Annotated in this window: 10 protein-coding genes and 1 pseudogene; 5 read left to right on the top strand and 6 right to left on the bottom strand. The window is 68.0% G+C overall.

Annotated elements, in window-relative coordinates; translation table 11 throughout:
- Positions 1-146: 146 nt before the first annotated feature.
- Positions 147-701, bottom strand: a complete 555-nt coding sequence (locus G9E11_RS13815; RefSeq protein WP_190606614.1) for a prepilin peptidase — start codon at positions 699-701, stop codon at positions 147-149.
- Between the two features lie 58 nt (positions 702-759).
- Between G9E11_RS13815 and G9E11_RS13810 the strand changes: the two genes are divergently transcribed.
- The 3 genes from G9E11_RS13810 (at position 760) to G9E11_RS13800 (ending at position 2,929) form a co-directional block, all read left to right on the top strand.
- On the top strand, positions 760-1,542 hold the full coding sequence (locus tag G9E11_RS13810) for a hypothetical protein (RefSeq protein WP_190606611.1): 783 nt from the start codon (positions 760-762) through the stop codon (positions 1,540-1,542).
- Between the two features lie 123 nt (positions 1,543-1,665).
- Positions 1,666-2,220 carry a hypothetical protein gene (locus G9E11_RS13805; protein WP_246468936.1) on the top strand — a complete coding sequence of 185 codons (555 nt, stop codon included), beginning with the start codon at positions 1,666-1,668 and terminating at the stop codon, positions 2,218-2,220.
- Between the two features lie 52 nt (positions 2,221-2,272).
- Positions 2,273-2,929: a GNAT family N-acetyltransferase gene (locus tag G9E11_RS13800; protein WP_190606609.1), complete on the top strand. Its 657-nt coding sequence runs from the start codon at positions 2,273-2,275 to the stop codon at positions 2,927-2,929.
- Between the two features lie 353 nt (positions 2,930-3,282).
- Here G9E11_RS13800 and G9E11_RS13795 read toward each other — a convergent pair whose 3' ends face one another.
- Both G9E11_RS13795 and G9E11_RS13790 read right to left on the bottom strand, forming a co-directional pair.
- A complete protein-coding gene (locus tag G9E11_RS13795) occupies positions 3,283-4,719 on the bottom strand; it encodes an RNA 5'-3' helicase PhoH2 (protein ID WP_190606607.1) in 1,437 nt (478 codons plus the stop codon).
- 304 nt (positions 4,720-5,023) lie between these two features.
- Positions 5,024-5,785: an isoprenyl transferase gene (locus G9E11_RS13790; protein WP_102970665.1), complete on the bottom strand. Its 762-nt coding sequence runs from the start codon at positions 5,783-5,785 to the stop codon at positions 5,024-5,026.
- A 233-nt stretch (positions 5,786-6,018) separates the two neighbouring features.
- Here G9E11_RS13790 and trhA point away from each other — a divergent pair, with 233 nt between their 5' ends.
- Complete coding sequence (gene trhA, locus G9E11_RS13785) at positions 6,019-6,681, top strand: PAQR family membrane homeostasis protein TrhA (RefSeq protein ID WP_190607086.1); 663 nt, start codon at positions 6,019-6,021, stop codon at positions 6,679-6,681.
- Positions 6,682-8,394: 1,713 nt separating this feature from the next.
- Here the strand turns inward: trhA and G9E11_RS21645 are convergent.
- The 3 genes and pseudogenes from G9E11_RS21645 to mca form a co-directional block, all read right to left on the bottom strand.
- Positions 8,395-8,889 (bottom strand): annotated as a pseudogene (locus G9E11_RS21645) (DUF255 domain-containing protein); the annotation flags it as partial.
- Entirely contained in the window at positions 8,867-9,145 is a 279-nt protein-coding gene (locus tag G9E11_RS13775; protein WP_190606605.1) for a hypothetical protein, read from the bottom strand. The gene G9E11_RS13775 and the pseudogene G9E11_RS21645, both read right to left, overlap by 23 nt.
- Positions 9,146-9,304: 159 nt before the next feature.
- A complete protein-coding gene (gene mca / locus G9E11_RS13770; RefSeq protein WP_190606603.1) occupies positions 9,305-10,210 on the bottom strand; it encodes a mycothiol conjugate amidase Mca in 906 nt (301 codons plus the stop codon).
- 85 nt (positions 10,211-10,295) lie between these two features.
- On the opposite strand from mca, the gene G9E11_RS13765 reads away from it, so the two are divergent.
- Positions 10,296-10,766 (top strand): DUF4307 domain-containing protein, encoded by a 471-nt coding sequence (locus G9E11_RS13765; protein ID WP_190606601.1) that lies wholly within the window; start codon positions 10,296-10,298, stop codon positions 10,764-10,766.
- Positions 10,767-10,827: the final 61 nt, after the last annotated feature.

Genomic DNA, 10,827 nt, shown 5'->3' with positions numbered 1-10,827 from the left:
GACTGGCTCCACACCTATAATCACCATCGAGCCCACACTGCCCTCAAAGGTCAGACACCGGCCAGCCGCGTCACCAACCTCTCAGGTCAATACACCTAGCCGGACCGGTGCCCGGGCCGCACCGGGTCCAATGCCCCTGTGAGCAGTTAACCCGCGGGCAGCAGGACCATCGCCGCGGCGGCCCCCGCCAGCATGAACGGCCCGAATGGTATGGCGGATTTGAGCGTCCCGCGCCGGAGTGCCAGCAGGCCGATGCTCCAAAACCCGCCGAGCAGGAATGCGGCGAACGTCCCGACGAAGACATGCGGCCAGCCGAGGTAGCCCAGGTACAGCCCCAGAACGCCGGCGAGTTTCACGTCCCCAAATCCCATGCCGGGCGGATACACCAGCCGCAGCACGAAATAGAAGAGCCACAGCACCGCACCCCCGGCCGCAATCCTCAGCGCGGGCACCCCGAAAAGGCGGGCCGCGCCGTCGGGCAGTCCGGACGGTTCCACCGCCGCAAGGGTGAGCACCGCCCCCAGCAGCAGCACACCGGCGAAGCCATAGGAGGGAAAGACAATCCGGTTCGGCAGGAGGTGGTGCCGGACGTCGATGACCGTGAGCCGCACCGCCATCACGGCGAAGTAGGCGCACGCGGCCAGCAGCAGCCAGAACGCGAGTGGTGCCGCTTCCCATAGTCCGCCAAGTCGTTGGATCACTCTCGGATGCTACTGGATCGGCCCGCCCGCCGCTCGGGGCCGCGCGTAAACTGTGGATATGGGGACCTGGGACGCCAAACACCGGCAGGAGCACGGCGGCGGTGCCACGCCCACGTCTGCCGTCTCCTTCCGCAACCTTTGCCGCTCGTCCCCGTGGAAATGGCAGTCCCTGCGCTTCGAATACGCCGAAACTCCCGGCCCCGGCACCGTCCGAGCCTGGCTGCGCCGCCCCGGCGCGCTGCGCCTGGAGTCCGACGACGGCACGCTGCTGGGCAGCACCACGGGCATCAATGATTCCCGTGACGGCCTGTACATCAGCGCCACGCGGAAGTCGTGGCTTCTTCCCGCGCATCTGGTGACGCCGGTGTACGACGACGGCGGGCTGGTGCGGCGCCGCCCGGAGGCCGCGTACGGCGAACCCTCGTTCGGAAACGGCCGGTTCGCTGCTGCACTGGATCCGGTGGAGCTGGCGGGAAATGCCCCGGTGCCGCTGGAGTTCCCCAACGCCAACGCCGTCGAACTGCTGGAGCCGGTTCAGCAGTTGACGCACGAAGGCCGCGCGGCGCTGGAAGCCGTGGTCTCACCGAATGCCGGGTACCGTCCTCTGGATCCGGCAGCACCCTTGTGCGGACCGGGCCGGACCAGAATCCGCATTGATGCCGGGACCGGAGTGTGTGTCTCCGCCGAACCGCTCGACGGCGGGGGGCAGCTTCCCGGGCACCGCATCCGGATCCTTGGCGTGGATGAATACATGCTGGACGATCTTTTCGTGGCGGAACCGATGAACCTCACTGATGTGCGCGAGCACATCCAGTGGCCGCTGCGTCCCAACCCTGCCTAACGAACCCCGCCTGAGGAACCCCGCCTGACGGGCCACCCGGCCTAACGAACCCCGCTGACGGGCCACCCGGAATGCGGGGTGCCGCGCAGGTTTTTTCCAACCTGCCGGCCGCAAACTCGTGCCATGTCAACCATGGCTCCAGACGTATCGACACCTGACACAGCCGCCACCGGCAGGACGGTCACCCGGCGCGGTCGGAAGCTGCTGCTGATCCCGCTCACCCTGCTTTGCGCCCTGGGGCTCGTGCTGGGATATCTCTTCCTTACGGCCAAGCCGGAAGACAGCACCCCGCTGGGCGCGAGCGCGGTGATCCCCGGCGGAACGGCGCGGGTCAACGGCATCATCCCGCTGGAAAAGGACGGCTGGCTTCCGCCGGAACGCGTCCAGGTTTTGGACGAGGGCCCGTCCGCGGGGACCCACCGGGTCAGGATTCTGGTGCAGTTCACCGCTCTCGAAGGCGAAGGCATCACGCTGGACACGTCGCAGTTCTCGGTGGTGGGCCTGGGCGCCAACAGCATTCATCCGCTGTGGACGTCACCGGCGAAGGCCCAGCTCCGGCAGGGGGATACAGCGGACGCCACCATGGTCTTTGAGCTGCCCAACCAGGCGATCGCCCTGATGCTGGAAGGGCCCGGCAACACCCGGCTGTCCCTCGGCCTGTCGCACCACACCAGCTGACGGCGGCGCCGCAGCGACATAGGCGGGGACCACATCGGCTAGGCTTTCCGGCATGACCGAGCTGATCTCCGTGTGGCCTCCGTTCGCGCTCACCTTGGCCACTCCCCGGCTCACGCTGCGGCCTCTGCGCGACGACCACATCCCCGCCGCGGTTGAAGCGGCGGCCAGTGGCATCCACGAAGAGGGCCGCAACCCGTTCAGCACACCCTGGACCGCTGTCCCAGCCGGTGACCTTGGAGCCAACATGGCCCGCTGGTACTGGCAGTGCCGCGCCGCCTCCACCCCCGAATCCTGGACGCTGACGCTGGGCATCTGGCACGAGGGCACCTTCCTCGGCTGCCAGGACATGGTGGCGAGGGACTTTACGGTCCTCCGCACAGTCGCCACCGGTTCGTGGCTGCGGAAGAGCGCGCAGGGCCGCGGCTTCGGCAAGGAGATGCGGGCCGCTGTCGCGCTTTACGCCTTTGACTGGCTTGGCGCCGACGTCTGCGAATCTGAGGCTGCCGACTGGAATACTGCCTCCTTGGGCGTCTCCCGATCGCTCGGCTACGAACTGAACGGCGTCACACGCATGTCCTGGGGCGGCAGGCAGGAGACAGTCCAACGGGTCCGCCTCACCCCGGAAGGCTTCCGCCGGCCGGACTGGCGATTGAGGGTAGAGGGCCACGAACCCACAGCGAAGTTCCTGCTGGGGGTCGCCGCGGGTTGAGCCGGTTTGGCTCGCCACCCACGCGTTACGAAAAGTGGCCGCTGGAACCCCGCACTATGCGGCCACATTTGGCAAAACGACATTGAGTGGGCGGGCTCACGGGTTTCGACAGGCTCAACCAACGGCAGCGGCCTTAACCATCCGCACTTGTGCAGCGGTGGGCGGCCATTTTTGGCAAATGTCGGCCCGCTCCCCGCGCGTTACCAAAAGCGGCCGCTGGAATCCCGCACTAGGCGGCCACATTTGGCAAAACGACGCGGAGCGGGCGGCCGCACTGGTTTCGGCAAGCCCAACCGGCAACGGGGAAGGGCCGTGGCCCGGCGAACCCGGCCACGACCCTTCCCCGCCTGGAGTTACGCCCCTTCGAGGAGGTCCGTGACGAGTGCCGCGATGGGCGAGCGTTCGGAGCGGGTGAGGGTGATGTGGCCGAAGAGCGGGTGGCCCTTCAGGGTTTCGACGACGGCTGCGATGCCGTCGTGCCGTCCGACCCGGAGGTTGTCGCGCTGGGCAACGTCGTGGGTGAGGACGATCTTCGAGTTCTGCCCGATCCGGCTCATGACGGTCAGCAGGACGTTCTTTTCGAGCGACTGGGCCTCGTCCACGATCACGAAGGCGTCGTGCAGGGAGCGTCCGCGGATGTGCGTCAGCGGCATGACCTCCAGCATGCCGCGGTCCATGACTTCCTCCACCACTTCCTGGCTCACCAGCGCGCCCAGGGTGTCGAAGACCGCCTGCGCCCAGGGGTTCATCTTTTCCTGCTCCGAGCCCGGCAGGTAGCCGAGTTCCTGGCCGCCGACGGCGAACAGCGGGCGGAACACGATCACCTTGCGGTGCTCGCGGCGTTCCAATACCGCTTCCAGACCGGCACACAGGGCAAGGGCTGACTTGCCGGTGCCCGCGCGGCCGCCCATGGACACGATGCCCACCGACGGGTCCATCAGCAGGTCGATCGCGAGCCGCTGCTCGGCGGAGCGCCCGTGGAGGCCGAAAACGTCGCGGTCCCCCTTGACCAGCCGGACCTGCTTGTCGGCCCCGACGCGGCCCAGGGCCGAACCCCGGCTGCTGAGCACCACAAGGCCGGTGTTGACCGGCATCTCGGCAGCCGCCGGGATGAAGACCGGTTCGTGGCCGTACAGCGTGGAGATCTCCTCGTCGCTGGCATCGATCTCGGCGACGCCGGTCCACCCTGAATCCTTGACGAGCTCGTTGCGGTATTCGTCGGCCAGCAGGCCCATGGCCGAGGCCTTGACCCGCATGGGGAGATCCTTGGACACCACGGTGACGTTGCGCCCCTCGTTGGAGAGGTTCTTGGCGACGGCGAGGATGCGGCTGTCGTTGTCCCCGCCGCGGAACCCTGCCGGCAGGACTTCGGCCGAGATGTGGTTCATCTCGATCATGAGCGTACCGCCGGCGTCGCCCAGCGGGATGGGCCGGTTCAGCCCGCCGTGCTGGATGCGAAGGTCATCAAGGAGCCGGAGCGCCTTCCGTGCGAAGTAGCCGAGTTCGGGGTCATGCCGCTTCCCTTCAAGTTCGGTGATCACCACGATCGGCACAATGACTTCATGCTCCGCGAAACGCAGCAGGGCGCGGGGGTCGGAGAGCAGTACCGACGTGTCGATGACGAAAGTGGAGACTGATGGCTGGGATTCAGTCTGTGGGCCGGAAACAGCAAGACCGGCTGCGGCGTCTTTCGTGTCCGCACCGGTCTTTGAATTGGCTCGCTTGGCGCGAGAGGTAGCCTTCTCACCCTTGTCCGTGATGACGTCGGGCAGTTGTTCAGAAATAGCCACATCGACTCCAGCCCCGGGGCGCTGCCCGGAATTGTTATTGGTGAGGCGGCTCGGCCACAAGGCCGGATCCGGCCTCCCATACAACCGGTGCGAAAAATCGCTCCATGTACTGGCCTCCCCGATCAGCCGGCGGTTTGCCTGCTGATGGATTCAACGTAATTCGCCCCGAACTAATTTCCAACGTCTTCTTCCGGCGATTCCTGTTGCCGGCGTGTGAATTTGGCGTGAACGGCGGCGGCCCAAGCGTGCACGACGGCGGCCCAAAGGGGCGGCCCATAGGGCCGCCAACGGACGCCGGCAAGGGTTAGGAACCGAAGCGCCGTTGCCTGCCGGCGTAGTCGCGCAGGGCGCGAAGGAAATCCACCTTCCGGAAGGCCGGCCACAGGGCCTCGCAGAAGTAGAACTCGCTGTAGGCGCTCTGCCACATCAGAAAGCCTGAGAGCCGCTGCTCACCGGAAGTCCGGATGACCAGGTCCGGATCAGGCTGGCCGCGGGTATAGAGGAAGCGCGAGATGTCCTCCACGCTCAGGGAGTCGGCCAGTTCACTGATGTCCGCCTTGTGCGCCACGGCGTCGTGCAGCAGCTCGCGCACCGCGTCCACGATCTCGCGCCGGCCGCCGTAGCCGACAGCCACATTCACGTGCAGCTTCTCCCGCACCGGCGTCCGGGCCGTGAGAGTGGTCAGGCGCTCCGCCAAGTAGTCGGGGAGCAGCTCCGGGGCGCCCATGGCGTGGACCGAAATGTCGGCGTCTTCGTCGAGGCGGTCCAGCGTGTTGGCGATGATGCCCATGAGCAGGTCAAGCTCTTCGCCGGACCGGTTCATGTTGTCCGTGGAGAGCATATACAGGGTGACCACCCTGACGCCCAGCTCCTGGCACCAGCCGAGGAACTCATGGATCTTGTCCGCGCCGGCCTGGTGGCCCTGGCTGGTGGGGGCATTGAACTGCCGGGCCCAGCGCCGGTTGCCGTCCACCATGACGCCGATGTGCCGTGGGATCCGCTCCGGCTCCAGGGAGCGGAGAAGCTTGCGCTCGTAGAAGCCATAGAGGAACCCGGGCCATTCCATCCGGAGACTCACCTGACTTCCTCTGTACGACTTTTGTGCAAGTCCTAGGCTACCGCCCGGAGGCTGCGGCCGCGCGCAGGTGGCCGTCCGAAGCCACACCGAATGAGCCGCAAGGACCCGCCACACAGGATGCTACCGGCAGGTAACTTACTGAACCGTAGTTTATTCTGGATGACATGAAAAGCAACGCCCCGGACGGCGGACCTGAGCCTTCGAAGGCAGAACCCACCGCCATGGACGACGCCGCGGCACGCATCGCGGAACTGCTGACGATCAAGCCCAAGTGGCGGGGATGGATCCACACGGTCACTGCGCCATTCGCCCTGGCTGCCGGGATCTTCCTGGTTGCGGTGGCGCCAACCGCGGACCGCAAGATCACGTCCGCCATCTACGCCCTCACCGGAGTCCTGCTGTTCGGCATCAGCGCTGTATACCACCGCGGCAACTGGTCCCCCGGCGTCAAACGCGTCCTCAAACGGCTGGACCACACCAACATCATGCTGGTGATCGCCGGCAGCTACACGCCGCTCGCGTGGAGCCTCCTGGACAGGCCGACGGCAGAGTTCCTGCTCTGGCTGATCTGGTCCGCCGCAATCCTGGGCGTACTGTTCCGGCTGCTCTGGACAGACGCACCCCGCTGGCTGTACGTGCCCATCTACATCGGCCTCGGCTGCGGGTCCCTCGTCTACCTGCCTGCGTTTTTCGCTGCGAGCGTCCCGGCGGCACTGCTCATCTGCGTCGGCGGGGCCCTGTACATCGCCGGGGCCGTGTTCTACGCCCTCAAGAAGCCCAACTTCAGCTACCGGCACTTCGGCTTCCACGAGCTGTTCCATGCCTTCACGGTGCTGGCCTTCGCCGCGCACTTCGCGGCCATCCTCATCGCAGTGCTGAGCTGACCCGTTCCAGCGCCGCCTCAACTGTCGCCACGGGCCGGTCGCAGACCATGCCGCGGCAGACGTAGACGAGCGGCCCGCCGCCGGGCCCGGCCGGCCTCTGCCGCAGCAGCGGCACCCCGGCCGGCCTCCCGCCGTCGTCCGCCTCAGCCTCGCCAACCGCCACCAGCAGCCCCGGACTCGGGGACAGCAGCAGCGCGCGGTGGAGGGCGTCGCGTTCGGGACTGGCAGGTCCGACGACGGCGGGTGGAGGGCGTCGCGTTCGGGACTGGCAGGTCCGACGACGGCGGCCTCCAGCGGCCCCGACAGCGCGGCCTGCGCTGTGGCCAGCAGCCAGCCCGCGACGCGCGGCGCCCGCGTGGCGAGCGGGGGCAGGAGCGAGAGGATATTCCCGGCCATGATCCGGTGTTCCGCGGACCCGGACAGGGCAGCATAGCTAAGCAGGGCCCCGGCAAAGGCCGCAGCCCCGCTGGGCGTGGCGTCGTCAAAGAAGTCGAGGCCGGGCTTCCCGCCCTGGGCGCTGACCACCTGCGCCGATTCCCCGGCCGAGTCGGCGAGTCGCCCGTCATCCACGAACCGGGTGCACGCCGCCTGGATCACCGCCTCGGCCAGCGTGTACCAGCGCGCCGAGCCGGTGGCCGAGTACAAGGCAAGGAAGCCGTCCGCGCAGAACGCATAGTCCACGAGCAGGCCGCCGATCCCCCGGGCCGCGCCGCCATGCGAAACACGGACCAACTCCCCCGGCGCCGACTGCACGGCGTCTGGCCGCCAGTGGACCCGTTCCAGATATCCGGCGATCCGGCCGGCTGCCGCCACGAAGTCCGGCCGGTCCAGGACTGCCCCGGCCTCTGCGAGCGCAGCCACCGCCAGTCCGTTCCAGCCCGCCACCACCTTCTCGTCCCGCGCGGGCTGCGGCCGGCGTGCCCGGGCTTCCCGGAGCCTGGGCATCACGTGTAGCCAGAGCCGCGCCTCGTCACCGTCCAGCGCCCGGCCCGGGTGCAGCGGCGAGCCGAGTTCCGAGACGGTGCCGCGCGGGCCGACGTTCATCATCCGGGCGACGGCCGCGGCATCCTCCGCGCCAAGCACCTGCTCCAGCTCACCGGGGGTCCACAGGTAGCTGGCCCCTTCGTGGTGCTCGCCGTCCACCACGGTATCCGCATCCAGCGAGGACGCGAGTCCGCCGTCGGGCAGCCCCAGGGCCGTGAGCATCCAGTGGGCGGTGCGCGCCGCAACGTCGGCGGCCTCGGTGGCCGGGAACCCGGCCGTTCCGCCGAGCCTGATCCAATGCACGTAGACGCGCAGCAGCTGGGCGTTGTCGTACAGCATCTTCTCGAAGTGCGGAACGGACCAGTCCCGTGTCACCGAATAGCGCGCGAAGCCGCCGTCGAGCTGGTCGAAGAGCGCCGAGCGGGCCATGGCCGCGAGGGTGCGCCCGGCCATCTCCCCGGCCTCTTCGGCGGTGTCCGAGGGCACCGCCGCGTGCCGGACCAGGAACTCCAGAACGGCCGACGGCGGGAACTTGGGGGCGGTGCCGAACCCGCCGTCGTCGGGGTCTTCAGACCCCGCCAGGGAGCGCACGGCGGCGGGCAGCAGTCCGGCGTCGAGCGGTTCCGGCGGCCGGGTGACGTCAACGGCCGCCGCGAGCTGCACCTGGCCCATGTTCTGTGCGAGGGAGCGGGCGTTCTCCTCCACGGCGCCGCGGCGGTCCGTCCACGCCTCGTGCACGGCCTCGAGGACCTGGCGGAAGGAGGGCCGCCCGGGCATGGGCCGCGGCGGGAAGTACGTGCCGGCATGGAACGCCTGACCCTCCGGGGTCAGGAAGACGGACATGGGCCAGCCGCCCTCGCCGCTAATGGCCTGCGTGGCGGCCATGTAGACGGCATCGACGTCCGGACGCTCCTCACGGTCCACCTTCACCGCCACGAAATGGCCGTTCAGGTAGTCAGCAGTGGCCTGGTCCTCGAAGGATTCCCGGGCCATGACGTGGCACCAGTGGCAGGCGGCGTAGCCGATGGACAGGAACACGGGGACGTCCCGGGACGCGGCACTCGCAAAGGCGGCGTCCCCGAAGGGCTGCCAGTGGACCGGGTTGCCGGCATGCTGGCGCAGGTAGGCAGAGGGTTCCGCGCCGAGGGCGTTGCGCTCCCCCGGCCTGGGCTCCCGTGATCCGGGCTGCCCTGATCGTGGATCAGGTGTCGGCGCGGCCTGCATTGCCGTTGGCGGCATCGTCGCGGGAGATGTCCGCGGCCTCGGCGGCGGCCATCCGTTCTTCCTCCACCTGGGCGCGGTACCGCACCCGGCGGATGCGGCGCACCATGTCCACGATCAGCAGCGCGGAAAGCACCACAATGAAGGCGGTCAGCAGGAATCCCAGCAGGCCGGGCGTGACCTGGTCCTGGGACAGGCCGGGGCGCAGCCCCGGCGAGGGTGCCGGGGACGATGCCAGGGCGATGAGCAAATGGTGCACTGTTCAAACCTTCTCAAGGCTGGGGCCGATGTCCGCCGCGCGGGCTAACGCCCGGCCCGTTGGTACGCGCGCAGCCGCGGCCGGCTTGGCCGCCACACGGTCTTCTGCGCGGGTTCTTCTACGCGGTTTTCTACGTGGGATAGAAAATGTCTCTTGTCTCTATCTTAGCCCCGCGAAGAGGTCCTTCTCCGGCAGCTCCGTAGCCACCTTCGATTGAATCAGCGTGTAGTCCTCCCAGGGCCAGGTACGCGCCTGCATCTCCGCTGACACGGCGAAGAAGAAGCCCAGCGGGTCCACCTGGGTCCGGTGGGCCCGGAGGGCGTCGTCGCGGGCTGCAAAGAAGTCGCCGCAGTCCACCTGCGTGGTTGTTTCATGCGCGGGCGGAGGCGGCGTGTGCCCTTCAGCGTCGGCCTCAAGCCAGGCGGCAAGGCGCTGGGCGTAGGGCGACTGGAGCCCGGCCTCTTCCAGGGCAAAGTGCAGGGCACGGAAGCGCTCCGGGCTGAAGGCGCGGTCGTAGTAGAGCTTGCTCGGCTCCCACGCATCACCGGTGCCGGGGTACCTGGCGGGGTCCCCTGCGGCCTCGAAGGCCTCCACGGCAACCCGGTGCGCCATGATGTGGTCCGGATGCGGGTAGCCGCCATTTTCGTCATAACTGACGATGACGTGCGGCTTGAAGTCCCGGACCAGCCTGACGAGGGGGCCCGCGGCCCGTTCCAGGGACTGCAGCGCAAAGCAGCCGGCCGGCAGGGGCGGGAGCGGATCGCCTTCGGGTAGCCCCGAGTCCACGAAGCCCAGCCAGCGCTGCCGGATGCCCAGAATCCGGGCGGCCTCTTTCATTTCGAGGCGGCGGGCACCGGCCATGTCGCGCTTCGGATGGGGCTCGCCCTCCATGGCCGGGTTCTGGATGTCACCGCGTGAGCCGTCCGTGCAGGTGGCGACCATAACGTCCACACCGGCCGCGGCGTACATGGCCATGGTGGCTGCGCCCTTGCTGGATTCGTCATCCGGGTGGGCGTGGACTGTCAGCAGGCGAAGCTTCGGCGGCTGGCTGGTGGACGCTGTCATCTGGGACTGCTCCTCTTTCTCCTGGGACTGGCTGCAGTGCTGACGCCGGATAATTGCCCGGGGGAATCGCCACTAAACTGGAAGGGTGACTACCGAGGACAAGTCGGGCACTTCCCAGCCTGCAGACATTAGCCTAGCCAATCGCTATGGCCGTCCAAAGCGCAGGATGTCCCGAAACGCCAGGCGCTGGGCGGTTATCGTTGCCCTGGCAATCGGAATGGGCTTCCTGGCCTGGGTCTCCACGTCCAACGCGACGGCGTCGGTGACATTCAAGGACATCGGCTACCGGACCACGGATGCCACCCAGGCCGAGGTGGACTTCCAGGTGACGAGGGAACCCGGCACGGCAGTCAAGTGCGCCATCAAGGCGCTCGACTCCAAGTTCGCCGTGGTCGGCTGGAAAGTGGTCGACATTCCGCCGGTGGAGCAGGACGCGCAGGCACAGAGTGGCGACGGCGGGCGCACCCTTGCCCAGCGGGTTCTCCTGCGCACCGAATCGCAGGCCGTCTCGGGCGTCGTGGACAGCTGCTGGATTCCGAAGCCCGCGGCCTCCTAGAGGCGTCTAAGGGCCCGCCAAGGGCCCACAGGAAAACGGGCAGCAGAAGAAGGCATGTGAC

Source organism: Arthrobacter ipis (assembly GCF_014694315.1).
Lineage (GTDB): Bacteria > Actinomycetota > Actinomycetes > Actinomycetales > Micrococcaceae > Arthrobacter > Arthrobacter ipis.
Note: the sequence above shows the minus strand (reverse complement) of the source record. Positions and strands in the feature narration are given on the sequence as shown.